The 24,667-nt window shown below is 50.1% G+C and carries 23 protein-coding genes and 2 riboswitches; of the genes, 9 read left to right on the forward strand and 14 right to left on the reverse strand.

Annotated features, from left to right (window positions below):
• The first annotated feature begins 4 nt into the window (after positions 1-4).
• Together AC2D8L_RS09695 and AC2D8L_RS09700 are read left to right on the forward strand one after the other, a co-directional pair.
• Entirely contained in the window at positions 5-1,084 is a 1,080-nt protein-coding gene (locus AC2D8L_RS09695) for a 2Fe-2S iron-sulfur cluster-binding protein (RefSeq protein ID WP_484685280.1), read from the forward strand.
• A 54-nt stretch (positions 1,085-1,138) separates the two neighbouring features.
• Positions 1,139-1,642 (forward strand): AAA family ATPase, encoded by a 504-nt coding sequence (locus AC2D8L_RS09700; RefSeq protein ID WP_484685281.1) that lies wholly within the window; start codon positions 1,139-1,141, stop codon positions 1,640-1,642.
• Positions 1,643-1,794: 152 nt separating this feature from the next.
• Here AC2D8L_RS09700 and AC2D8L_RS09705 read toward each other — a convergent pair whose 3' ends face one another.
• Positions 1,795-5,181, reverse strand: a complete 3,387-nt coding sequence (locus AC2D8L_RS09705; protein ID WP_484685282.1) for an indolepyruvate ferredoxin oxidoreductase family protein — start codon at positions 5,179-5,181, stop codon at positions 1,795-1,797.
• A 113-nt stretch (positions 5,182-5,294) separates the two neighbouring features.
• On the opposite strand from AC2D8L_RS09705, the gene AC2D8L_RS09710 reads away from it, so the two are divergent.
• Positions 5,295-5,774 (forward strand): Lrp/AsnC family transcriptional regulator, encoded by a 480-nt coding sequence (locus AC2D8L_RS09710; RefSeq protein ID WP_484685283.1) that lies wholly within the window; start codon positions 5,295-5,297, stop codon positions 5,772-5,774.
• Here AC2D8L_RS09710 and AC2D8L_RS09715 read toward each other — a convergent pair.
• The 9 genes from AC2D8L_RS09715 to AC2D8L_RS09755 all read right to left on the reverse strand — a co-directional run bounded on the left by AC2D8L_RS09715 (position 5,771) and on the right by AC2D8L_RS09755 (position 14,993).
• The gene (locus tag AC2D8L_RS09715; RefSeq protein WP_484685284.1) at positions 5,771-6,169 is read right to left on the reverse strand and encodes a rhodanese-like domain-containing protein; all 399 of its coding nucleotides are present in this window, start codon (positions 6,167-6,169) and stop codon (positions 5,771-5,773) included. The genes AC2D8L_RS09710 and AC2D8L_RS09715 overlap by 4 nt on opposite strands.
• 12 nt (positions 6,170-6,181) lie before the next feature.
• A complete protein-coding gene (locus AC2D8L_RS09720; RefSeq protein WP_484685285.1) occupies positions 6,182-6,475 on the reverse strand; it encodes a GNAT family N-acetyltransferase in 294 nt (97 codons plus the stop codon).
• On the reverse strand, positions 6,472-6,939 hold the full coding sequence (locus AC2D8L_RS09725; RefSeq protein ID WP_484685286.1) for an NUDIX domain-containing protein: 468 nt from the start codon (positions 6,937-6,939) through the stop codon (positions 6,472-6,474). Before AC2D8L_RS09725 ends, AC2D8L_RS09720 begins: the two co-directional genes overlap by 4 nt.
• The gene (locus AC2D8L_RS09730; RefSeq protein ID WP_484685287.1) at positions 6,932-7,840 is read right to left on the reverse strand and encodes an ornithine cyclodeaminase family protein; all 909 of its coding nucleotides are present in this window, start codon (positions 7,838-7,840) and stop codon (positions 6,932-6,934) included. The genes AC2D8L_RS09725 and AC2D8L_RS09730 overlap by 8 nt, the downstream gene beginning before the upstream one ends.
• A gap of 9 nt (positions 7,841-7,849) precedes the next feature.
• On the reverse strand, positions 7,850-8,479 hold the full coding sequence (gene cobO / locus AC2D8L_RS09735; RefSeq protein ID WP_484685288.1) for a cob(I)yrinic acid a,c-diamide adenosyltransferase: 630 nt from the start codon (positions 8,477-8,479) through the stop codon (positions 7,850-7,852).
• Positions 8,476-12,192, reverse strand: coding sequence for a cobaltochelatase subunit CobN (gene cobN, locus AC2D8L_RS09740; RefSeq protein WP_484685289.1), 3,717 nt, complete (start codon positions 12,190-12,192; stop codon positions 8,476-8,478). Before cobN ends, cobO begins: the two co-directional genes overlap by 4 nt.
• Positions 12,192-13,259, reverse strand: coding sequence for a cobalamin biosynthesis protein CobW (cobW, locus tag AC2D8L_RS09745; protein ID WP_484685290.1), 1,068 nt, complete (start codon positions 13,257-13,259; stop codon positions 12,192-12,194). The genes cobN and cobW overlap by 1 nt, the downstream gene beginning before the upstream one ends.
• Positions 13,260-13,314: 55 nt before the next feature.
• Positions 13,315-13,533: riboswitch (cobalamin riboswitch) on the reverse strand.
• Between the two features lie 16 nt (positions 13,534-13,549).
• Positions 13,550-14,245, reverse strand: a complete 696-nt coding sequence (gene mnmC2 / locus AC2D8L_RS09750; protein ID WP_484685291.1) for a tRNA (5-methylaminomethyl-2-thiouridine)(34)-methyltransferase MnmC2 — start codon at positions 14,243-14,245, stop codon at positions 13,550-13,552.
• Positions 14,246-14,315: 70 nt separating this feature from the next.
• Positions 14,316-14,993 (reverse strand): energy-coupling factor ABC transporter permease, encoded by a 678-nt coding sequence (locus AC2D8L_RS09755; protein WP_484685292.1) that lies wholly within the window; start codon positions 14,991-14,993, stop codon positions 14,316-14,318.
• 74 nt (positions 14,994-15,067) lie between these two features.
• Positions 15,068-15,297: riboswitch (cobalamin riboswitch) on the reverse strand.
• A 23-nt stretch (positions 15,298-15,320) separates the two neighbouring features.
• Here AC2D8L_RS09755 and AC2D8L_RS09760 point away from each other — a divergent pair.
• Together AC2D8L_RS09760 and AC2D8L_RS09765 are read left to right on the forward strand one after the other, a co-directional pair.
• A complete protein-coding gene (locus tag AC2D8L_RS09760) occupies positions 15,321-16,493 on the forward strand; it encodes an NAD(P)/FAD-dependent oxidoreductase (protein ID WP_484685293.1) in 1,173 nt (390 codons plus the stop codon).
• Between the two features lie 196 nt (positions 16,494-16,689).
• Positions 16,690-17,637 (forward strand): hypothetical protein, encoded by a 948-nt coding sequence (locus AC2D8L_RS09765; protein WP_484685294.1) that lies wholly within the window; start codon positions 16,690-16,692, stop codon positions 17,635-17,637.
• 221 nt (positions 17,638-17,858) lie between these two features.
• Here the strand turns inward: AC2D8L_RS09765 and AC2D8L_RS09770 are convergent, their stop codons facing one another.
• From AC2D8L_RS09770 to AC2D8L_RS09780, 3 genes are read right to left on the reverse strand one after another with little or no spacing between them, the layout of a single operon-like run.
• Positions 17,859-18,071: a DUF4287 domain-containing protein gene (locus tag AC2D8L_RS09770; RefSeq protein WP_484685295.1), complete on the reverse strand. Its 213-nt coding sequence runs from the start codon at positions 18,069-18,071 to the stop codon at positions 17,859-17,861.
• Positions 18,071-18,490 (reverse strand): SRPBCC family protein, encoded by a 420-nt coding sequence (locus AC2D8L_RS09775; protein WP_484685296.1) that lies wholly within the window; start codon positions 18,488-18,490, stop codon positions 18,071-18,073. The genes AC2D8L_RS09770 and AC2D8L_RS09775 overlap by 1 nt, the downstream gene beginning before the upstream one ends.
• 15 nt (positions 18,491-18,505) lie before the next feature.
• The gene (locus AC2D8L_RS09780; protein WP_484685297.1) at positions 18,506-18,823 is read right to left on the reverse strand and encodes an ArsR/SmtB family transcription factor; all 318 of its coding nucleotides are present in this window, start codon (positions 18,821-18,823) and stop codon (positions 18,506-18,508) included.
• Between the two features lie 261 nt (positions 18,824-19,084).
• Between AC2D8L_RS09780 and AC2D8L_RS09785 the strand changes: the two genes are divergently transcribed.
• The 4 genes from AC2D8L_RS09785 to AC2D8L_RS09800 are packed head-to-tail and all read left to right on the forward strand — an operon-like array spanning position 19,085 to position 24,066.
• Entirely contained in the window at positions 19,085-20,359 is a 1,275-nt protein-coding gene (locus AC2D8L_RS09785) for an imelysin family protein (RefSeq protein ID WP_484685298.1), read from the forward strand.
• A 47-nt stretch (positions 20,360-20,406) separates the two neighbouring features.
• Positions 20,407-21,921 (forward strand): di-heme oxidoreductase family protein, encoded by a 1,515-nt coding sequence (locus tag AC2D8L_RS09790; protein ID WP_484685299.1) that lies wholly within the window; start codon positions 20,407-20,409, stop codon positions 21,919-21,921.
• Entirely contained in the window at positions 21,918-22,970 is a 1,053-nt protein-coding gene (locus AC2D8L_RS09795; protein WP_484685300.1) for an imelysin family protein, read from the forward strand. The genes AC2D8L_RS09790 and AC2D8L_RS09795 overlap by 4 nt, the downstream gene beginning before the upstream one ends.
• Before the next feature lies 1 nt (position 22,971).
• Positions 22,972-24,066, forward strand: a complete 1,095-nt coding sequence (locus AC2D8L_RS09800) for a DUF1513 domain-containing protein (protein ID WP_484685301.1) — start codon at positions 22,972-22,974, stop codon at positions 24,064-24,066.
• Here the strand turns inward: AC2D8L_RS09800 and AC2D8L_RS09805 are convergent.
• Complete coding sequence (locus AC2D8L_RS09805; protein ID WP_484685302.1) at positions 24,063-24,635, reverse strand: helix-turn-helix domain-containing protein; 573 nt, start codon at positions 24,633-24,635, stop codon at positions 24,063-24,065. The two genes, AC2D8L_RS09800 and AC2D8L_RS09805, sit on opposite strands and share 4 nt — an antisense overlap.
• Positions 24,636-24,667: the final 32 nt, after the last annotated feature.

The following is a 24,667-nucleotide window of genomic DNA, read 5'->3' on the forward strand; positions in this document are numbered from 1 at the left end:
GACCATGGCACCCACTTTCCACACGCTAAAAATTTCAAACATTGAGCAGCTCACGCCAGACGCGAAAGCGATTAGCTTTGCACCAGATGAAAGCCTAAACGGGGCCTACCGTTTTGTGCCAGGTCAGTATCTAACGTTACGGGCTGACATTGATGGGAAAGACACACGCCGTTCCTATTCAATCTCTTCACCGGTCGGCACCGATCAACTTACCGTCGGTATTCGCCATGTTGAAGAAGGTGTATTTTCTTCATTTGCCATGAACGATCTAAGCGTGGGGCAAGAATTGCAAGTCATGACCCCAGAAGGTCGTTTTACGGCCAATGTGGGCGCTGTAAAAGATGCGCTTTTGATCGCTGCAGGCTCGGGCATTACCCCAATGATGTCGATCGCCCAGTCATTGCTCGATGGTGACGACGAGGCGACGGTCACGCTGGTTTACGGCAACCGTGAAACGTCTTCGATCATGTTCCGCGAACAGCTGGAATTTCTCAAGGACCGTTACATGGATCGATTTACATTGATCCATATTCTAAGCCGCGAAGACCAAGACGTGCCAATTCTCAATGGCCGCATTGACGGCGACAAAATCAAACTGCTGACCAAGACCGCTGCAATTGACCCCTTATCTTGTGATGGCATTTTTGTGTGCGGCCCGGAAGAGATGATACAAAATGTTCGCGCCACTTGCGAGGAGATGGGTGTCGAAAAATCCAACATTCACTTCGAACTGTTCACCCCAGCAGATGGCCAAGCACCGCGCAAAGCGCCGACCAAAGAAATGCTTGAGGCAGCAGAACAGGGCGTGTCCGTTGAAATTATCCTTGACGGCACAAAACGCAATTTCAAGCTTACAGATGCGAATGAAAGCGTGCTGGAAGCCGCGAACAAACATGGTCTTGAACTTCCCTTTTCATGTAAAGGCGGCATGTGCTGCACTTGCCGCTGCAAGGTCGCTAAGGGCAGTGCGGAAATGGCCGTGAACTATTCGCTTGAACCTTGGGAAATTGAAGCCGGGTTCACCCTTGCCTGCCAAGCACGCGCCACCAGCGACAATCTTACCTTGGATTTTGACGAAACGTAGAAATTTCAACCTCTTAAGCTTGTTGATCAACCCGTTATTTGGTAGACGCTAAAAATGGGAAACAAAAACTATCTTATTCGCGGTGTGTCATGCACTGGCAAAACAACAGTTCACCATGAATTGGTGCGCCGGGGTTTCCACTCGTTCAATGGGGACAAAGATTTAGCATATCAAGGGGACCCTAAAACCGGCATACCCTTGCCGGGCACTGGCCATGAACACCATATCTGGAATGTTGAAAAGGTCCGTTCGATCATGGCAGACCAACAACATCGCGCATCATTTTTCTGTGGTGACTGCAGAAATTTTAGCAAATTCATCCAGTTTTTCGACAAGGTGTTCGTACTAAATATTGATCGGGCGACACTGGATCAACGACTTAAGAAACGTCCGGCGAACGAATGGGGCGGGAAAGAACAGGAGCGTCAAGTCATTCGGCAACTCCACGCCGAGCAAGAAGATTTTCCCAAGAAATATATTATGATCGACGCCACCGCGTCACTTACTGAGGTGGTCATGTCGATTTTGAATGAACGCGACCTAACATATTCGCGTTAGGTATCGATCAACGTAGTTCTTAAGCCAATCCTCAATCGTCACCCTCGGGCTTGACCCGAGGGTCCACCTCACAATTTATGGTTCTGCCGTGCTAAGATGGTTGCTCGGATCAAGTCCGAGCATGACGAAGAAAGAGGCGTGGTGCCTATCCCCTAGGCAAGCGTTTTGAGCTTCTTATAGTAAGCAACCAAATTCGCTTCTTGCACCACGCCGTACCCTTTGACCATGTCAACAAGCCCAGCACGCTTCATTGCCGCAGCATGATTTTGTGCGTTGAGATCTTGCAGCAACTCATTTGCAAGCTGAATATAGTCATCACGTAATTGGCGTTCATCGCGCCTGTCTTTTGCCCAGCCAAAAACATCTAACGCTGAGCCGCGCAATGGCCTCATGGCATTGAGCAATTTTAATGTTGGGATTGCAATGCCACCTGGAATGGCAAACTTTTTCGGACGGCCGTTTGGTTCTTTAATCCAGTTCAACATTGGCGGTGCCATGTGGAATTTAAGCTTGCCACCATCTTTAAAATTCGTGCGCATTTCACTCAGATGAGCGGTTTCAAGATGCAGCCGAGCAACTTCATATTCGTCCTTGTAAGCCATCAACCGCGCCAAATGATGCGCGACAATTTCAGCTAGCCCCGTTTTGCCAATTGCTGCCTCTGCATCTGCAACATTGGCGACAATCGACTTATATTGATTGGCGTAGGCTTCATCTTGATAATCGGTCAAAAACGCAGCGCGATCCTCTATCAGTTCTTCAAGTGTTTGCTCACCTGCCTCCTCTTCATCAGCCATAAAAATTTCTGGCTGTTCAGCAATAAGCCGACCTAATTCGAAAGCCTCAATGTTTGCATCTACGGACTTTCCGTTAAGCGTAACTGCCCGGCGAATAGCATCACCATCCAAGGGCACATTTCCCTTTTGCCAAGCCATACCGGTCAGCATCATGTTCGAGAAAACGCTATCGCCAAACAGTTGAACGGATAGATCTGTAACGTCAAATGAAGTCACTGACTTCGCGCTTTCAGTTAGCTTTTTCAGGCGAATTTCTTCTTGGAAATCGGCAAGGCCGCGCAGCACAAAATCTGCCGTTGGCAAAATTTTTGTGTTGGCGATGACGTTGGTTTTATCCATCGATAGGCTCGCCATAGGCTCCGCCATATTGGCTACCACCAGGTCACAAGCGATAAGCGCAGTTGCGCTTCCTTTGTCGATGCGAACTGGCGTTTCAAGTCCCGGCCTTTCGAGCACTTTGAGGTGCGAAATGACCGCGCCGCCTTTCTGGGCAAAGCCCATAAAGTCTAGCACCGACGCGCCCTTGCCTTGCAGGTGCGCTGCCATCGCCAAAACAGCACCAACAGTCACAACGCCGGTTCCGCCAATGCCGGTGATCAAAATCTCGCCGGTTTTGGCGACTTGAGGCTCAGGCAATGTTTTGGTGTGCACCAAGAGATGTTTGCGGCGCGTTTCATCGCCGGTGGCTTTTTTCTCTTCACCCTCAACGGTCACGAAGCTGGGGCAAAATCCTTCAACACAGGAAAAATCCTTGTTGCAAGACGATTGGTCAATCGTTCGCTTCACACCCCATTTCGTTTTCAAAGGACTGACGGAAATGCAGTTTGATTGCACAGAACAATCACCACACCCCTCGCAAACCGCAGGGTTGATGAACACCCGCTTTTTCGGATCTTCGATCAGCCCGCGTTTGCGTTTGCGGCGTTTTTCGGTTGCGCATCCTTGATCAAAAATCAGCGCGGTAACGCCCTTAAGTGTTTTCAACTCTTCCTGTACAGCGTCGAGGTTTTTGCGGTGATCAATGCTCAAACCTTCGCCGCGCATCAAATCCCATGCAAAGCGGTCGGGTTTGTCGCTCACTAGAGCAACGCGCTTGAGGCCTTCTGCGCGCAATTGAGCAATGATGGATTCAACGCTCAACTCGCCATCTACATCTTGCCCGCCAGTCATCGCAACCGCATGGTTGTAGAGCACTTTATACGTCACATTTGTGTTGGCGGCGATGGACTGGCGGATGGCCAACAGGCCGGAATGGAAATAGGTGCCGTCGCCCAAATTTTGGAAAATGTGCTCACGGCCAGTATAGGGTGACATGCCAATCCAATTGACGCCTTCCCCGCCCATTTGCACGATGCCATTGGTCTCGCGCCCCATCCAAGACGCCATAAAATGACATCCAATGCCCGGCAACGCCTTGCTGCCTTCTGGCAGATTTGTGGATCGATTATGCGGACAGCCTGAACAGAAGTAAGGCGTGCGTCGCTCAACGTCCAAACCGGATAGGTTTGGCGCAGGTTGAGGAACAGGAGGTGTACCCTCAAGGTTCAAGAACTGATGAACCACCTGCGCCAAAATGGAAGGACGTAACTCGCCTGCTTCGGGAAGCAGCGGGGTGCCATCCAATGACTTTTTACCGATGATTGAGAAGCGATTGTCCGCATTGAAAAACAACTCTTTAAGCTGCGTTTCAACGACCGCACGTTTTTCCTCAACGACCAACAATTTTTCAGCGCCTTGCAAGAATGTTTGATATCCGGTCGGCTCAATCGGCCAAACTAGGCCGACTTTGTAAATGCCAATGCCAGCGCGTTTTGCAGCCGTTTCTGAAAGGCCGAGGTTTTTCAGTGTTTGCATCAAATCGGCAAAGGCTTTGCCAACTGCTACAATGGCCAGTTTTGGCTTTTTTGCACCAAACGCAACCCTATCGATTGGGTTCGCGCGGGCGAATGCTTTCATCGCATCAAGTCGCGCCAACAGCTTTTGCTCAAGCACAGGGCCAAAGCTTGTTGCCGGATCATGGCTTAGCTCAAATGGCGGCGTATATTCATCTGGCGTTTTGAATTTACGCGGATGCGGCACTTCAATCGCCGCACTAGATTCAAGTACTTCCGATATGGTTTTGATGCCAATCCAAGCGCCAGAATAGCGCGACGCGGCAAAGCCATAAAGCCCAAACGGGATATAGTCAGCGACCCCTGCCGGGTGCAGCACCGGCATCATGAAATGTTCGGCGGCTTGATCTGACTGGTGCGGCATGGAAGACGATACACATCCGTGGTCATCGCCTAAAAATGCCAGTACGCCACCATGTTTTGAAGAGCCCAGCGCATTGCCGTGTTTTAGCGCATCACCAGACCGGTCCACCCCGGGGCCTTTGCCGTACCAAATGCCAAACACACCATCCACGTTTACAAGTTCGTCACTTGATACCTCTTGCGTACCGATCAAAGCGGTGGCTGCTAAATCTTCGTTGATCGCTGGCTTCACCGTGATGTTGTGGCTATCCAAGGCATCCTTGGCTTTGAACATTGCTTGGTCATATGCACCAAGGGGAGAGCCGCGATAGCCGGAGACAAAGCCCGCAGTGTTTAAACCTGCCGCTTTGTCAGCCTTTGCCTGTTCAATGGGAACGCGGACCAGAATGTCAGTGCCGGACAGAAAAACCCGCTCTTTGACCAGGCCGTCGGCCAATTCATAATCTGGAAACGCAAAAATGTTGGCATCTGCCGGTAACAGGTCCATGTCTCAACTCCCTCTCTCAGAGGTAGTATCATTCAATTTTCTTGATTGATCCGGTCAAAATCCATATGATTTCAACAAATCTATGCACGTTTGGTTCGACATTGGAGGAAATTATGGCAAATTCATTCGAAATCGATCAAATAGACCGAAGAATCCTTGAATTGCTGCAGTTCAACAGCCGCTTGTCGAACCAAGAAATTGCCACACAAGTGGGCAGTTCTGCTTCCTCTGTCTGGCGGCGCATCAATGCACTTGAAGAAGCCGACATCATCACGGCGTACGGGCTTACCGTTTCACCGGAAAAAATGGGCTATGGCGAGTTGGTTTTGCTCCAAGTCAGTCTTAATCAACATAATGATGATTATTTGGAAGAATTCACTCAATTGGTGAACTCAATCCCTGAAGTTTTGGAGTGTTATGCCACCACTGGCGAGTATGATTATGTGATGAAAGTGCTGGCGACCGACATGCGGTCCTATCATCGGTTTTTGCGCAACAGACTGATGAGCCAGCCCTTTATTTCAAAGACATTTTCGCAAGTCGTGATGGAAAAAATCAAGTTTCAAAAGGTCGTGCCGACCGCGTCTGGCTAATCTTTTGTGTTTTTGGGCGCATCCAAAATCGGTGCGCCTGCATCTCGCCAACCACCAAACCCGCCTTCAATATGGGCGACATTTTCAAATCCCATTTGTTTAGCCGTCTGGGTTGCCAGTGCGGATCGCCAACCCGCCGCGCAAAAGAAAACCAGTTTCTTATCCGTAGCCAATTCTTGTTTATGATACGGGCTTGTCGGGTCAATCCAGAATTCAAGCATACCGCGTGGCACATGCACCGCGCCTTCAATCTTGCCTTCGTGTTTCAGCTCGCGTACGTCGCGCAGATCAACCAGCAAAATCTCATCATTTTCTAAAGCCCGTCGCACGCTGGAAACCGACAAGGTTTCGATCTGAGCCATAGCTTCATCAACAAGTTGCTTCGCCGATTTCATCTCGTGCTTCCTCTAATCAGCTAGTACATCTGCCCATTCTTTATGGCGTTTAAACTGCACCACAACATAGGGACAAACAGGCTTAATCTTACGCCCATTTTTACGCGCGAACTCGACACCCGCGACCACCAATTTTGCTGCGATGCCTTTTCCTTCAAAGGGCTTGGGCACCCCCGTATGGTTGACCACCATAACGCCATCGCGGCGGATATATGTCATTTCCGCTTCATATCCATCGCCTAAATCGGCAAAGAATCTGCCATTTTGGTCATTCTCTTCAAACTGGATATTCAATTCAGGGGTCATATCTGATCCTTTGAAAGCAACTTGATGGCCAATTTCATCACCGGATTATGGGAACGCACAAGTTCAATGTGGCCCAATTCGACTTTTGGCACAAACCTAAGAGCTAAGGATTCTTCGCTCAATATCAGTTCAGGCATTTTGTCCACGCGCGCTCTAAAAACAGACATATGCGTTTGCACGACATTGCCATCATCATACGCGCCAATGCCGCCCGGATCGTCAAACAGGGCTACAAACTCGAGTGCTATCCCAGCAATACCAGTTTCTTCTTCTAGTTCCCGCGCGGCGCAATCTATTGGTGCTTCACCCGGCTCCGCCTTGCCACCAGGAAATCCCCATTGACCGTTGTCACTTCGCTGTTCCATCAAGACACCCTCGTCAAAAAAGACCAACGAAACCGAACCGTGGGCTAACGGTTGGTTGATGGTTGGGGCATCTTCCAGCCGGTCGAAGAATTCAGCCATTCTGAGTGTCCAAATAGTCGATCGCGGCAGAAAGTGCGGCGACTTCTGTTCCGGCAAGACCTGCGGAAAGAAACAGCGTGATGTCGCCGTCGCCAGTCGAGTATTCTTTAGCACCTAAGTGCTGAATTGAGATATCTTGACCATAAAACATATGCCGCTCACCCTGATCTTCAATCTGTTGCGGGCTGTCTGAAACGATCAAATTTGCGCGCTCCAAAAAATCCAACGGCAGCTCATGCCGATCGACCGACTTTGGCCCCACTGTCGTGACGTGGGCGCCGGTTTTGATCCAATTCATGTCAACAACAGGTGAAGATGCGTTGGTGGCCAAAATCACAACATCAGCATCACGAACAGCGCGCTCAGCATTGGCGCTTGGGGTGATGTTTATGCCATATCGAGAGGCCAATTTTTCAGCAAATTTGGTTCTGTTTTCCAATGAACGGGAGAACACGCTGATTTTTGCGATCTCACGCACGTTCAAAATGGCTTCAAGTTGGGTAAGTGCCTGAACACCTGTGCCAACCAGAGCAAGCTTTTCAATTCGTTCCTGTGGCACCAGCCGGTCAATTGCAACGCCACCCAAGCAGCCTGTGCGGATCGCGCCAAGTCGCTCGCCGACGGCCACGCCCTTTAGCTTGGCGCTTTTCCGATCAAAGGCTATTACCAATTGATCTTCTGCTTGGTCATCAGTTTTTGGGAAAGTGTCATAAACACGAAACCCTGCGAGCTCATAGTTGCCGCCGCAGGTGAAAACGAGCGCGCCAGGGTCAAATTCAACTCGATGACGAGGCGGAGCAATTGCTTCACCGTTTGCGTCAGCAACAATTTGATCACGCACAGCTTCAAGGAAGATCCGTGTCGGGACTTGATCAAGATCTTGCTCTTGCAAAATACGCACTTTGTCTCCTTAGAATTCGATCCCAACCTGTGCTTTAACGCCAGAGCGGAAGGGGTGCTTTACTTGGGTCATGTCGGTCACCAAATCGGCAAAATCAATCAGTTCATCCTTGGCGTTTCGACCAGTGATAATAACGTGCTTCATTTCAGGTTTTTGCGCCAGCACTTCAAGGATTTCTTCGACGGGCAGATAATCGTAACGCAGCACAATATTCAACTCATCGCACAATACCACGTCGTGCTTATCGTCCAAAATGAACTGTTTGGCCTGCTCCCAAGCGGCGCGTGCGGCGTCGATATCGCGCTGGCGGTCTTGGGTTTCCCAGGTAAACCCTTCGCCCATTGTGGCGAGTGACACTTGGTCGGGGAACTTGTCCAACACATTGCGTTCACCGGTGCCCCATTTGCCTTTGACAAACTGGACGACGGCCACCTTCATATCATTGCCAAGGGCGCGGAAAACAATGCCAAAAGCGGCGGTAGACTTGCCTTTTCCCTTGCCCGTATGGACAATGGTCAGGCCTTTTTCAATTGTTTTGGTGGCGATGATTTTATCCCGCGCGGCCTTCTTCTTCTTCATTTTGTCAGCGTGGCGTTCATTAAGTTCTTCTTCACTCATATTGTCGGTTTTCTTGCTCATAGCTGATCCTCGCTCCCGTCTAAAAAGGCATAAGTTGAATTGCGTTTTGGCGTCCAGAACCCGCGTTCCATCGCCTCCTTAAATTTGGCAATAAGCTCATCATAGCCAAATTTATTGTTTTGTTGAATGAATGTGCGCACATCATCATTGGCGACGAACGCGTCAAACGCGATATCGAAATGATGCGACTTCACCGCGCCAGTGGTTGCCGCAAACGCAAACATATAATCAGTTGTCGCGATAATCTCGAATGCGCCCTTATAGCCGTGACGCATAATCCCTGAAATCCACTTTGGATTGACCACCCGGGATCGCATGACTTTGGCAATTTCTTCGTCCAGCGTTTTGGTGACCGGGCGTTCAGGGCGCGAATGATCATTGTGATAATTGACCGGCTGTTGACCGGACAAAGATGTCGCTGTAGCGGTTAGCCCACCTTCAAACTGATAATAGTCATCGCTATCCAAAAGGTCGTGTTCTCGATTGTCCTGATTGTGCACAATCGCATCAACCGATTTCAGACGTGAAATGAGTTGCGCACGGGCTTTGGTGCCTTTGGCCTTGCTGCCATATGCATATTGCCCCCAATTTAGAAACGCGGTGGCGATATCATCAATATCCTGCCAATTGCCACTGTCCATAATGCCTTGCAGCCCTGCGCCATAGGCACCCGGTTTTGATCCAAAAATACGATAACCTGCCTGCATGGCAGCTGCATCTTCGGGCGCACCATTATCCATCAGTGCCAGCGCATCAGTGCGCATACGTTCGGCAATTGGGTTTTCGCTTGATGGTTCATCAAGCGCCCCGATAGCGCGAATGGCTTTATCGAACAGCTCGATTTGGGCGGGAAATGCATCACGGAAAAACCCGGATATGCGCAGTGTTACATCAACGCGCGGCCTGCCCAGTTTAGCCAACGGAATAATCTCATATCCCGACACCCGGTGCGACCCAACATCCCATTTCGGTTTCACCCCGATCAATGCCATTGCCTGCGCGATATCATCACCTCCCGTGCGCATGTTGGACGTGCCCCACACCGATAAAGCAATTGCCGACAGATAAGTGCCGTGATCCTGAAAGTGCCTTGTGATCAGATTTTCAGCCGACTTCTTGCCCAACTCCCACGCGGTTGGTGTTGGCACTGCGCGGTTATCGACAGAATAAAAATTGCGCCCTGTCGGCAACACATCTAAGCGACCGCGCGTCGGCGCACCAGATGACCCGGGTTCGACAAATTTTCCGTCCAAACCTTTGAGCAAGTTGGCCCGTTCAAGTGCGCCTGATTGATCCAATTTTGGAGCAATGGAACTGATGATTTCTGTTAGGACAGCCTTTGTTGCGGTCCAGCTTTCATCTGGTTCAATTTCACCATCAACCAATTTCACCGCCAGCAGTTCCAGCCGCTCGATTGTGTGCCCGACATGTCGCCATGTTTCAGCCGAAAGGTTTTTCAATAAATCGGGCTGTGGGCCGTCCCACTCTTCGCCCATAGGTGCCGACAATGGATCAAACCCCAATGCCAGATCGTCAGCCAAGGCGCGAATAAGTGATTTATCTTCTGCCCGATCTTCGCCGCGCGGCACTCTGGCAAGGGCAACCGACAGATCCGTTTTAAGGCTTCCTTTCGGGGCTTGGCCAAATATATGCAGCCCATCTCGAATTTGAGCCTCCTTCAGCTCGCACAAAAACGTGTCGATGGTAGTTAACGCATCATCTTCGGGCTGACCATCAAGCCCCATGTCCTTATCAAGGCCTGTGTCTCGGCAAAGGTCAAGAATGCGGGTTTTGAGGTCTTTCAACCGACGTTGGTCCAGACCTGACGCGTTGTAATATTCGTCAGCAAGTGCTTCCAGGTCCTTGAGCGGCCCATAGGTCTCAGCACGGGTAAGCGGCGGAGTTAGATGATCTATGATCACCGCGCCTGTGCGCCGTTTTGCCTGAGTTCCTTCGCCCGGATCATTGACGATAAATGGATAAAAGTGAGGTAGATTTCCCCATAGCATTTGCGGATAACAACTCGAACTAAGCGCGTTGGCTTTGCCCGGCAACCATTCCAAATTCCCGTGTTTTCCGTTGTGAATAATCGCTTGCGCACCGAACTGATGACGCAACCACAGGTAGGCAGCGAGATAGGCGTGCGGTGGCACTAGATCCGGATCGTGATAGCTGGCTTCAGCATCTAGGTGATAGCCCCGCGCGGGCTGCAACATCACCACAGCATTGCTGAAATTCAGGACCGGCAGGTGGAAGTTTCCATCGCGTACAAATGGATCGGCGCTGGGTTCGCCCCAACGTTTAGTGACGTCAGTTTGCACATCTGTCGGCAAGGCTGAAAATAGCGCTTGATATTCATCGAGTGACATTTGCGCGGGGCTGGTCCCACGGGTCGGGTGTGCATTGGTCGGCCCAGCTTGCAGCTGTTCAATCAGCGCATTGCCATTTTCCGGCAAGCCTTCCAGCGCATATCCTTCGCTCTGCATATAGCGCAAGATTTGCACAGTGGATTGCGGCGCATCATAGCCCACGCCATTGGCAATGCGGCCATCCCGAATTGGATAATTCGCCAAGATAATTCCGACCTTGCGATCTGAAACATCAGTTTGCCGAAGTGTTACCCAATTCGCCGCGAACTGGGCGGCGTCTTTGATCCCATCCATATGGGGTTGGTTTGCCGACAATGGGCACTGGGTGCGTTCGTGCCATATGTCTTGTTCTTTATGGGCGATCAGAATATCGCCAATACGGCCATCAAGTTCAGGCAATACAACTTGCATTGCCAAATCTTTGGCGCTTAAGCCCTGAACATCCTTTTCCCACGCTTCTGAGGGACGCCCCGCCTGCACAAGTTGAATGATCGGTGCATCACTATTCGCAAAGGGGTTTTTCGCGTCCTCAAGATCGGTCAAACCAAGCGCAAAGCCTGTCGCGTTTAAAATCACATCTGGTGGGTGCTTTTCAAAGGTGCTTTGCACGAACTCAACGCAAGATTGTTCTTTAAGCGAAGCCGCAACAATTGGCAGTGCTTGGATGCCCTGCGCCTCCAACGCATCCATAAGGGAATGGATTGGCGCCATGTTGCCGCCGTCCAGCAACGCGCGATAAAAGATAATCGGCGCAACCGACGCATCAGATTTCAGTTCGACTTGATCAAGCGTCCGCACACCTTTTGCTCGGTCATAGACACCGGCCCGCGCTGTTTGTTTTGGTGCAGGGAGTTCCCCTTCCCCATCAACCACTTTGCGCATGGCTGTCAGAACGCCAGCGATGTTATCGGCACCGCCTGCTACAAACAGAGCGTGCAATGCGTCATATGCATTAGCGTCCAAAGTGGAGCGCGCTTGTAAGTCAGGGTCTGGGTTCGCATCGCCGGGTAAAAGCGCCAGCTTTATACCATTGTCGGCACAAAGCGCGGTGAGCTGATCAACGCCATAAGTCCAATAGGCGCGCCCGCCCAAAAGGCGCACAACAATCAGCTTGGCGTGAATGGCAGTTTGCTCCAACCATAGGTCCACAGAGAAATTGTGGCTGATGCGCATGGTGTTTGCCAGACGCAACTGGTCAAAAGTTTGCGCATCGGCAGCATTGGCCAAGGCGGCCAATTCCGTATCGGCGGCGGAAAGGAACAGAATATCGGCAGGCGACTGACCAAGGTCAATCGCTTCGCCTTCTTGCTGTATCTCGCCCGCCTGTGCGGTGAGAAGGTGCATTATCCCAGCGCCGCTTGCAACTCAGCTGTAATTTGATCGCGGTTTAGTGGGGCTTGGCCAATCACCACTAAAGACGTGCCGCGCTTATCCGCCTCAGCCCATGGGCGATCAAAGTAGGTGTCGATACGCGGGCCAACTGCTTGAAGCGACAAGCGGGCTGGCGCATCTTTAATCGCGGCAAAGCCTTTAAGGCGCAAAATATCATGTTTGCGGATAACCCCTTCAACTGCATCATTGAGATGCTTTTTGCTTGCCACTTCTGGCAACGAAATCGAGAAACTATCAAAATCATCATGCTCATGATTGTGGTGATGGTGACCATCACCTTGCGCTGCGTGATGGCGTTCATGGTGAGACATGCGCCCCTCCATGTCCGCTTCACTTTCGCTCTGGATACCCAAGAGCGCCGCCATATTGATCTCACCCTTTTGGGTGCGCACGAGCTTCACACCATCGCGCAAATGATGGCGCAATTCGGCTTCAACCTCGTTCAGTTTCGCTTCTTCAACAAGATCAGATTTATTGAGCAAGATCAGATCTGCACACACCAATTGATCTTCAAACAGTTCACCCATTGGCGTATCGTGATCCAGCATCTCGTCAGACTGGCGTTGGGCGTCCACGGCCTTTTCGTCCGACGCGAAACGACCTGCCGCAAGCGCTGCGGCGTCAGCGACGGTCACTACCCCATCAACGGTGACATCGGCTTTAATTTCAGGCCAGTTGAAGGCACGCACTAAAGGCTGTGGCAGGGCCAAGCCAGATGTTTCGATAACAATGTGATCAGGTCGCGGTTCACGCGCTAAAAGCTGCGTGATCGTTGGGATAAAATCTTCAGCCACGGTGCAGCAGATGCAGCCATTGGCCAGTTCAACCATATCGGTCTCGTCACAAGCTTCGTCGCCGCAACCTTTAAGCACGTCGCGATCAACGCCAACGTCGCCAAATTCATTGATGATCAACGCAATGCGCTTGCCCTTGGCATTGTTCAAAACGTGCCGCACCAATGTGGTCTTGCCTGCGCCCAAAAAGCCAGTGATTACCGTCGCCGGTATTTTTGAATTCATTTTCGTTCCTTCTCCGTCCGCCCGACGGGTTAAATAGGTATGTGTTTCGCGCGAAAATGCGCCTTGTTGTGTGGCAGGTCTCCTGGCTCACGATTTAAACAATGCTTTTCCGCCTTCCCGACTTTTCGGTCAGTGGCAAATGGCATAAGCATCTCATCGCTTACAGTTGCGGGGGCAGCCATGGTTTTGGTCGCTTTTGCGTACGCCGCACCATGTTCCCTTTTCATCCCGTCAACGTACTACGCTGACAAGAACCACGTTTGTGATGTGACATTAAAGAGTGAGTGGCGTCAATCGCTAGGTTGCAATCGACCACGCATCATTTCACGTTTGCCTGCATGTCCGGGACATTTTCCAACTTCAAATCCTGCGGCTTGCAAATTGCGCCGCACCCACCCTGCGGCGGTGTAGGTGGCGAATGTGCCCGCGGGGTTCGTTTTTTCGGCGATGGACTTCATCAAATCGTCTTCCCACATTTGCGGGTTTTTTGAGGGGGCAAATCCATCCAAAAACCAAGCACCTGCCTTTTGAGACCAATTGGGCAATTGTTCGCGTACGTCACCGACCATCAATTGAAACTGGGTTTGATCATCCAGCTGAACCGATTTGCCCGCTTTGGCATCAACCCAATGCGCCAACAATTGATCACGCAACGGATGCAATATGGGCCAAGGCTCAATCGCTTTGTCAATTTCCTCGCCAGCAAGGGGATAAAGCTCAAACGACGTGAACAGCAATTGCTGACCGGTCTGCCGCAACTCAATCCATTGCCGCCAAGTCTCCAATAGATTTAGCCCAGTTCCAAACCCCAATTCGCCAATGGAGAAATGTTGCGCGTCGACCCATCGCTCTTGTACTTCATTGCCGCGCAAAAACACATGGTCGCACTCCATGCGCCCGTCAGCACAGGAATAGAAATGATCGTCAAATTCTCGCGAAAATGGCAGATCATTTTCATGCCACTCGAGATTATTGTCTTTGCTCATGTCTCACCAATTGCCACAAAAAAGGACGCATCATAGATGCGCCCTCCAATTCTCTTAACTTGAAACCGCTCTACGCGGTTGCGTAAAGGCGCTTTTCAAACAGGCCGCTATTTTTCATGCCTGATAGGAATTTCGCGCCAGCGAGTGCACCAAGGTCAACAAGAGGCTCGATGATGATCACCGTCATATAAGCAGCGCCGAACGAGAGAGCGCTCGCCATGTTCTCAGCGCCAAAGCCTTGGCCGTAAAACGCCCAGAACATCACCCAAGCGACAATGCCGCCCTGATACAGGGTAGAAAGCTGCAAAGCTTGGCCATAGCCAATATCTTTGTAGGCAGTGTTTGCTGGGATAATTTTTTGTGCGATTGCCGCCATGGCGAACAGTGGCACCAACAATGTAGTTACATTCATGCCGAACTGGGGCAGATCAATCGGTGCGAACAGCACGCCCTGCAAAAGCAGGCCAGCCATCAAGCCAATCGCTGCCGGTGCGGCGCCAAAAAGCAAAAACAGGGTTGAGCCCATAATCAAGTGCACTTCAGAAATACCAACTGGGTGATGTGGCAGCACTTGGAAATAGATAAAAACCATCGCGGTTGTAAAAACAGAGCGAATGGCAAGCGAAGCTGCGCCATCTGTTTTGACCATGTCCCACGCCAATTTGGCGGAATAGCCCAAAGCGCCTGTGGCTGTTGCATAAGAAAGCGTAATTTTTGCACCATCAACGATGCCTGGTTCGATATGCATATCGAATGTCCTTTAAACGTCGCCGCACTTTCCCCGTGCGGTCGAGTTAATTTTCGAGCAACCTGAAATCAGATCACCAGTTCACACTTTAGGCCGGTCTCCGGACTTATGAGTGAAGCTCTGTGCTTCGGACCGATCGCCTTCCCACGAAAACGCAGTGGCTTTTTGATCGGCTTTTCTCATCTACCGTTGCGGGGGCAGTGTTGGATTTGTTCCCCTATTTGGGTCGAGCGCACCAACTTCCCGTTTCATCCATTCAAATTAGCTTTTTCGCCAAATGGACACCTGAAGTAAAAGCGAACCTAAAAACTGCGCATACGCTTGTCAATGAAGATTGAATGTGATCAACCCAAAACGATGAGCCATTCAGACACCAAAAGTTATGATTTAGCGATTATCGGCGGCGGCGTTGTGGGGCTTTGGTGCGCCTATTTCGCCAAACAGGCCGGCTTGCGCACTGCCCTTTTTGAAGCCAATAAAATTGCATCTGGGCCAAGTGGCGGCATTTTGGGGGCACTTATGCCCCACATGCCGACTCAGTGGTACGAGAAAAAACAGTTTCAGTTTGAAGCACTGATTGACCTGGAAACGATCACCGCGACCCTTGAAGCGGAAACCAAAATTGATTGCGGCTATGCGCGCGTGGGTCGCATTTTGCCGCGTAGCCGCCCTGAACATGAAATTGAAGCCAAGCAAATGTGTAATGCGGCGGCCATCCAATGGGCGCGGCCGGACCACAAATATGAGATGCGCACGATCTCAGCGCCCCTGCACACCAATTGGCCCCATGTTGACGTGATGCCCCACGGCGCAATTTTTGATGATTTCTCCGCCCGGATCAGCCCGCGCGGGGTTACGAAAGCGCTGCATACGTCCATCACAGGCCATGCCGACATCTTTGAAGAAACGCCCGTGCAACTGTCAGGCGAAAGGCAAGTCACTTTACCTAATGGGGATATTGTAGAAGCTGACAATATTGTCGTGACGGCTGGCCTCAATTCATTTGAATTGCTCGAACCTTTCGTCCCTTCTCTTTCTGGCCGTCCGATTAAGGGACAGGCCGCGATGCTGGACACCAAGTTAGATCCAAACTTGCCAGTGGTGCATCAGAATGGCGTATATCTGATTGTTCATAATGACGGGCGCACTGCGGTGGGTAGCACGTCGGAGCGTGAATTTGAGGATGGCTACACAACAGATCAGTTGCTTGAAAACGTGATTGAGCAAGCCCGTCAAATTTGCCCATTGGTTGGCGATGCGCCTGTGGTGGAGAGATGGGCGAATTTGCGCATGCAGCCCTATGGACGCGATCCATTGGTCGGCCCCGTGCCGGACCATGATGGGTTACATATTTGCACTGGCGGCTTTAAGATCACCTTCGGCATCGCCCATCGGATGGCCCAAGCCACATTGGCACCAATCACTGGAAAAGCCCCACTTAGCATCCCGCCAAGTTTTCAAGTTGAAAACAGGGTTAATCACATCTTTACAATGGCTTAGACCATCAAAAACTGCAAATTCTACTTGCTTTGTTAACCCTTTGAGCAACAAGAACGCCGTTTCAGCCTCCCCCAGGTTACACTTTAACCGCTCATTTACAGCTTACGCGCCTTTATCTTTGCGAACGATACAGATGGGGCAACACCCATCCTTAAAAAGTTATCAGGGTAACACGGCGGGCATAGAGGAGAAAATTATGGGACGCTGGACACAAGTAGATCAAGGCGGCGCTGACAATTTTGGCAAAGGCCAAGTTAGCATTCAACATAAACTCAACGATAGTGGATTTTTCACCGACGAAGCGTTGGCTGAGTTGATCGACAAATATCCACGCGAATATTACATGCTCAACACCATGACGAAAGTTGGTGAAGAGAAAGTTTGGCGCAGCGGCGACAAAGGCGACCTAACGGGCGCTGAAATTGTGAAAGCCATTCATGATGGCCAAGTTTGGATGTGCCTACGTCGCTTTGACGTAGTGGCACCAGAATATCACAAACTGATCGACGATTCCTTTGAAGAGCTAGAAGACGGCAATCCTGAGCTTAAAACATTTAAGCGTGAAAGCAGCCTTTTGATCTCATCACCAAATGCACGCGTGTTCTATCACACAGACATTCCGTTTATCTGCCTATGGCATTTGCGCGGCAAGAAACGCGTTTGGCTTTATGATGCGGACAATAAAGCGCATTTGCCAGACGAAACACTTGAAGGTGTTATTCTTCGTGAGACAGAAGAAGAAGTGGCCTATGATGAAGCTTGGGACAAAGAGGCACAAAGCGTCTTATTGGAGCCAGGTCAGGCCCTATCTTGGGAGCTCAACGCGCCACACCGCGTGGACAATGTTGAAGGCCTCAATGTTTCGATCACGACTGAGTTTTTCACCCCAGAAGCACAACGCAAATATGGTGTTTATTACACCAACGGTTATATGCGCCGCTATATGGGCATGGAGCCAAAATCAACTGAAACAGATGGTTTGGGTGCTTATGCCAAATGCGCAGCTGCGTTGGGTATTAAGAAACTTGGCCTACTAAAAGGCAAAGAACGCAAAATGATGTGTTCGTTCACCATGGACAAAAACGATCTCACAAAGATCATTGATATCCCTGCCAACGAGCAGTGGGAAATCAAACAGGCTTAATGTTTGATTTTATATAACTCTTAGAGGCTGGCCATTGTGCCAGCCTTTTTTGTTCAGCCAATTCTCGCCTAAGCGATGTGCACGAGATCTTCCACCCATCTGGGAAGCAGTGTCGTCGTCAATTTCAGCCTAGTTTGAACATCCCGATCTAGCGACCATGCCCGATCAAGAATGTCGGCTTCCTTTAAAGACGGGGTAAGCAATCACTCTTCGTCGAGGGATTAGAGTTTGCAAGCATTCATCTCTTTTAAAATAGCGATGGCTGTGAAATGGCCAAGTCCATAATCTTTCTTGAGGATATTTACCAACTCTTTATGGCTGTATTCGCTATGTCCGGCCCGAACGGTTTTGATCCATTCATCAAGGCCTTTGCCCGTTTTCGCATTTAGATTTTCAACAATGCGCACATGCATTTCTTGCGGAGAAAGTGCCATCACGCCGCTTCCATTTTAGTCGTTTGGATTGCTGTTAATAGCTTTTTACCAATAATCGATCTCCACCCCAGATTGAGGATGAAATAGGGCAAGGCATTTTTGAGCTTGAACCCTGTTTGTTTAAATTCGATGGATGTGCCGGTGCCCACCGGACTAAGCTGAAATGATACGACGGAATCGATACCGCCGCCCTTCCAGCTAAATGCCAACTTGCTCATCGGGACCAATTCAAGCACTTCACAATAAATTATGCCGTCAAAACCGGGGCCCGGTTTGCTACGAAATTGAAATGTATAACCAATTTCAGGCCGAAAATCATTTGGCATCAACCATTCCTCCATTTGCGTGCTGCTCGTCAGCGCCCCCCAAACCATTTCGGGTGGAAACGCGAGGCGCCGGATGATCGTTATCGTGTTCATTCAAGTTACCTTTCGTCAATTCTTACTGCGTTCAAGATGCTGCTCGAGTGCGTTCAAATGTCTGGGCCAATCTTGTCTAAATGGGGCAAGCCAGTCATCAATCTGCATAAGTTGATCAATACAGACGCTGTAATATCGGTTGCGCCCGACTTTACGGTCCCGCACAAGCCCCGCATCTTTTAACACTGCAAGATGTTGCGAGACCGCAGATTGCCCAATCGACACCTGATCGGTCAGTTCGGTAACTGTTCGATCTCTTTCAATCATCTGGACTAAAAGGTCACGCCTAACATCCACGGCCAGTGCCCTAAACAATTCGGAAGTTTGATTCATCAATTTTCCCATTAGCAAATACTAATGTATTAATATATTAGCACTGACTAATGAGTCAAGAAATTTCAACACGCGAACTGGTCGACGTCATAGGAACATTTTCCGCAAACTTTAGAATCGTTCTAAGTTATTGAAAATTATGTTGATTTTATATCTGGATTATGTAACTCCACTTACATCTCGTCGAGGCAATGTCTTTTCGGCAGCCTGAAATTTACACAAAGAGTTGGAGCATTGGCATTTTGAGGCCATTGAAATCAGATGAAACAATTTAATATTTTAGCGACAGCGGGCGCATTGGCATGTCTTTTGACATCGAGCGTGTTTGCTGGCGGTCATGACGTCAAAGGCGTATTGACCAACTACGCAAACATCGCCCATGCAGGTTACGAAGATAGCTTGATCACTGCAAAGTCGCTTGATGCAGCAATTGACAAATTGTTGGCCGAACCAACAACAGCAAATCTAAACGCCGCCCGCGCTACATGGTTGGCCGCACGTGTGCCTTACCAGCAAACTGAAGCTTACCGTTTCGGCAATGCGATTGTTGATGAGTGGGAAGGCAAAGTAAATGCGTGGCCACTTGATGAGGGCCTGATCGATTATGTTGATCTTGGCTATTATGGCGCTGAAAGCGACGAGAATGCCTTGTTCACTGCCAACGTGATCGCCAATAGCGAAATCCTCATCAATGGTAACGCCGTTAGTGTAGAAAAGATCACGGCAGACTTCATCGGTAATGAATTGCACGAAGCGGGCGAAGTTGAAGCCAATGTGGCCTCTGGCTATCACGCCATTGAGTTTTTGCTTTGGGGCCAAGATTTGAACGGCACTGGACCGGGCGCAGGCAACCGCCCTGCAACAGACTTTGATGTGGCAAATTGTACCGGCGGCAATTGTGATCGTCGTCGCGATTACCTAAAAGCTGCGTCAGAACTCACAATTTCTGATTTGGAAGAAATGGTCGCGAACTGGGCCGACAATGGCGCGGCACGCGAAGCTGTTCTTTCTGCCGAAGAAAATGCTGGCCTTTCCACCATTCTAACCGGCATGGGCTCTTTGTCTTACGGCGAGCTTGCCGGCGAGCGTATGAAACTTGGTCTATTGGTGCATGATCCAGAAGAAGAGCATGATTGTTTTTCTGACAACACCCACAACTCGCATTTCTACGACGCTAAAGGCATCCAAAATGTATATTTGGGCAGCTACACACGTGTAGACGGTTCTGTTGTTTCTGGCCCATCTCTAGCAGATTTCATCGCCCATATTGATGCAGACTTAGACGCTGAACTTCGCGGCAAATTGGATGCGACAATGAGCTCGATGCAAGTCATGGTAGATCGCGCAGCGACAGAAGCCTATGACCAAATGATTGGCGAAGGGAACGCGGAAGGCAATGCGGTTGTACAGGCAGCGATTGACGCCCTTGTTGACCAGACACGGTCAATCGAACGTGTTGTTGCAAAGCTTGAATTGGCAGATGTTGCCATTGAAGGTTCCGACAGCTTGGACAATCCAAACGCTGTTTTTGAGTAAACGAAAAATGGGGCGCTTTACAGCGCCCCTATCCTATTGGAGTTAAAATGACCCGCACCATTTTGGCATGGGTCGCAACGTTTCCATTATTGGTTGGGCTTGCGGTCGCACAAGAGAACAACTTCCCTCGCAACGATCTTTCGCAAAAAGATCGCGAGCGGGTTGAACAGGTTACAAAGCCAGCAATAGATTTTTCAAAAGCTGAGCGCTTTGAAAATATGCAGGGCGGTGCTGCAACCTCGCGCAAGCTTGTATCTAAAGATTCATTTTCTCAGTCCTCCGCAAACATAACCTTTGCAGAGGAAGAGAAGTTCAAACTCGGCAATGCGTTTTTCGATAAATTATGGGTGTCATCCCCCGCTTCAACTTTTGCGTCAGACGGTTTAGGCCCGCTGTTTAATGCCCGCGCCTGCCAGTCTTGCCACCTAAAAGATGGACGAGGTCATCCACCCGCGAACGCTCAAGACAGCCGCATTTCGATGTTTTTGCGCCTTTCTGTTCCACCAAGAACTGAAGAGGAAAAAGCCAAACTCGCATCAGGCGAACTGCAAGTCATCGAAGAGCCAACCTATGGCCGTCAGTTGCAAGATTTAGCCGTTCCCGGCATTCCCGCTGAAGGCAAAATGCATATTGCCTATGAAGAAATTCCCGTCGAGTTGGACGATGGTACAATCGTCAATTTACGCAAACCAACCTATTCAATTTCTAACCTGCAATATGGGGCGATGGACCCTGATGTTATGCTCTCTCCCCGGGTTGCCCCGCAAATGATAGGGCTTGGCCTGTTGGAGCAAATTCACCCATCCGATCTGCTCGCCATTGCAGACCCTGACGACCAAAATAGTGATGGCATTTCGGGTAAAGTAAGTTGGGTCAGCTATCCCGGACAAGACAAACAAATCGGGCGTTTTGGCCACAAAGCATCCCACGCCAGTGTGCGGGCGCAAAGCGCGGGCGCATTTGCCGGCGATCTGGGGCTTTCCACGCCCGATGTGCCAAAACATTGGGGCGAATGTACACCCAACCAAGCCGCGTGCCTTGCCGCTCCACATGGCGTACAAAAAATACAAGGCGACACTGAAGTGCCTGACCCGATAATGGAATTGGTCAGCTTTTATTCTGAAAATCTAGCCGTGCCGTTGCGCCGTGATGTTGATGCACCAGATGTGCTACGTGGCAAGGAACTGTTTTATCAAACGGGTTGCGCGAGCTGCCACACGCCAAAATTTGTGACCCGCCGCGACGCGCCAAACAAAGCCCAACAGTTCCAATTGATTTGGCCATACACCGATTTGCTGCTGCATGATATGGGCGATGGGTTGGCCGATGGCCGCCCGGTTGGTGACGCGAATGGTCGTGAGTGGAAAACACCACCCCTCTGGGGCATTGGCCTAACCAAAACTGTATCTGGTCACACCCAGTTTTTACATGACGGGCGAGCCCGCAATTTACTCGAAGCGATATTGTGGCATGACGGGGAAGCACAGGTCGCCCGTGACAAAGTTGCACGTATGAATAAGCTTGACCGGTCCTCGCTTCTGCGCTTTTTGAATTCCTTATGATGAGAATTTTTGCCCTATTCGCCACTTCGCTTATTTTAGCTACGCCATCCTTCGCGCAGTCTATTGAAGAACGCGCGGTTTATGACTTTATCGTGCCCGGCTATCAGGCTCTTCAACAAAGCGCGGCTGATCACATATTGGATATGGGAACCCTGTGCACCAATAATGACCAACATAGTTTAGACGCGGCCCGCTCTTCGTTCGAAGAGTTGGTGAAAAGTTGGAGCCATATCGAAATCATCCGATTTGGTCCTGTCCTCAAAGAAAACCGTCTCGACCGGATCCTGTTTTGGCCGGATCGTAAATCAATTGGTTTGAAGCAAGTTCAGCGCGTGATCGCCCAGCAAGATGAAAGTGCAACCAGCATTCGTTCGCTGCAAAAAAAGAGCGTTGCGTTGCAAGGATTAGGCGCTCTTGAATTTGTTCTGTTTGGCACAGGGGCCGACACGGACCTTTTGGAGCAGGCAAATTTTCGTTGCCATTTTGGGCTAACCATTGCCTCGGCGATCCATGATGTCGCCGACCAAATTGTCAAAGATTGGCAGGGAGAAGACGGATTTGGCACTTTGCTGATTAGTCCCGAACCAAACGCGGAACTGTACCGGAACCAAAGCGAAACGATGCGGGACATTCTGGGCGTCGTCGCGCATGGTCCGGGCATATTTTTTGATACGCGATTGAATAAATATCTGGGAAGTGACGCATCGTCGGCCAAACCAAAATCAGCCCTATTTTGGCGCAGCAATTTGAGCTTTAAAAGTCTGGCTGCAAATATTTCTGCCCTGAGCGCATTCACGACAATCGTTGATTTCAACCAGCAGTTGGACGATGAAAAACATTGGGTTGCAGATAGCTATATCTTTGAAGCGAGCAACGCTTTGCGGGCACTTGATGTTGAAGCTCCAGTGCTTGAAGCGGCGCAGTCAGACGAGCGCAGCAAACTTGAATATTTAAAACTTGTCCTCCATTCCATGGGGGAAATCGCAACGGATGATCTAGCGCAAGCCCTTGGTCAGTCTGCCGGTTTCTCCTCGTTGGACGGGGACTAATATGTGGTCGCGGCGCGACTTTATCCGCATGGCGGGGGGTAGCTTTGTTGCTTCGCTGTCCCTGCCAGCCCAAGCCACCCTCACCCAATCAAACCAACTGTTTGCGGCAACATGCAAATTCAACGATGGCAGATTCGGTCTCGCCATCCTTAGCGAGACAGGCGACGTGATTTCCGCTCAGGTTCTCCCCGGTCGCGGCCATGATGTTGTGCAATGTCCTGAAACGAGCAATCTTCTTGTTTTTGCCCGCCGGCCGGGCCTATTCGCAGCGCTGTTTGACAGAAACGGCAAACCAATCGGCCAGATAGATACCCCCGCCGGGCGGCACTTTTATGGACATGGAATTTTCGCCCAAAATGGCAAGATATTTTATGCGACAGAAAATGATTTTGAAGGCGCTCGTGGCATAGTCGGTATCTACCGTGTTGGCGCGCAACAGATTGAGCGAATTGGGGAATTTTCTTCAAACGGCGTCGGCCCACACGATATCCAACTTAGTGCCGACAGTCAGTATTTGATTATTGCAAATGGTGGCATTGAGACCCACCCAGACTTTGCCCGCACCAAACTAAACCTATCCACCATGCGCCCCAACATTAGTTGGATCAGTACAAAAGACGGCTTGGTTGCAGCCAGTTTTGAAGCACCCGCTGATTGGCATAAATTATCTTTACGCCACATGGCGACCAACAATGGCAACGAGGTTTGGGTTGGCGGTCAACAGCAAGGCAACCTGCGACCTGACATGCCATTGGTTGCCCGCGTATCGATTGATCGCGGTATCGAGTTTGTTGAACTGGCAACAAAAATTCAACGAAATCTAGAGGGTTATGTTGGTTCAATCGAAGTCAATAATGACGGTAAGCATATTTGCATCACGTCCCCCAAAGGAAATCACATCACCATCATCGACCGGCATGGAAATCTTATTGAGTCTAATCGACAAATTGATGTATGTGCATTGGCCCCAAGTGGACGAAGCGCCTTCCAATTCGGCACAGGGTTTGGCGCATTTGGTGTAACACGTGGCAGGATAGTTGAAATCGACAACATCCAATTCGACAACCATATGATTGCGATCAAATCGCCTATTTAATGTCCCGCTAGTGGATGAGAGCTGACCCAGAGTTCTACGGTCTCGATGTCGCTCACAACTTTTGAGTAGTGTTCCTCGGTCGTGTCATGGTGGATAGAGTCCCCGGCGACAAGATTATAGACTTTGTCTCCAATATGATACTCAACTTCTCCAGCGACCAGATAACAAAACACCTCGCCTTTATGGCTCATCCGTTCAGATACTCGTCCTGGTGGTCTGTGGATTATGCAGGGGTAGAACAGTGCGCCGGAAAAACCAGGACCGAGCTTTTCGTACCATCGTCCGGACTCACCAAGACTATAGCTTTGGCGATGTTCAACCTTCGTAACGACCTCATAGGTCTCGCTGACATTGAGTAACTGCTCGATGGTCGTGTTTAGCGATGTTGCAATTCTCATGAACGACGAAAGTGACGGTGCGCAAATACCCCGTTCGACTTGAGAAATAAACCCAACTGTCAACTCTGTTTCTGCGGCAATTTGCATGAGTGTTTTGCCAAGAGCCTTACGCCTGCGGCGAATTACTTTGCCGATCTCATCATTTGTTGGTCCAGATCTTTTGTCTGTCACTATTGTTCCCGTCAAATTCATCTACAGCCTGT

The sequence above is a fragment of the Maritalea sp. YIW29 genome (assembly GCF_057219265.1).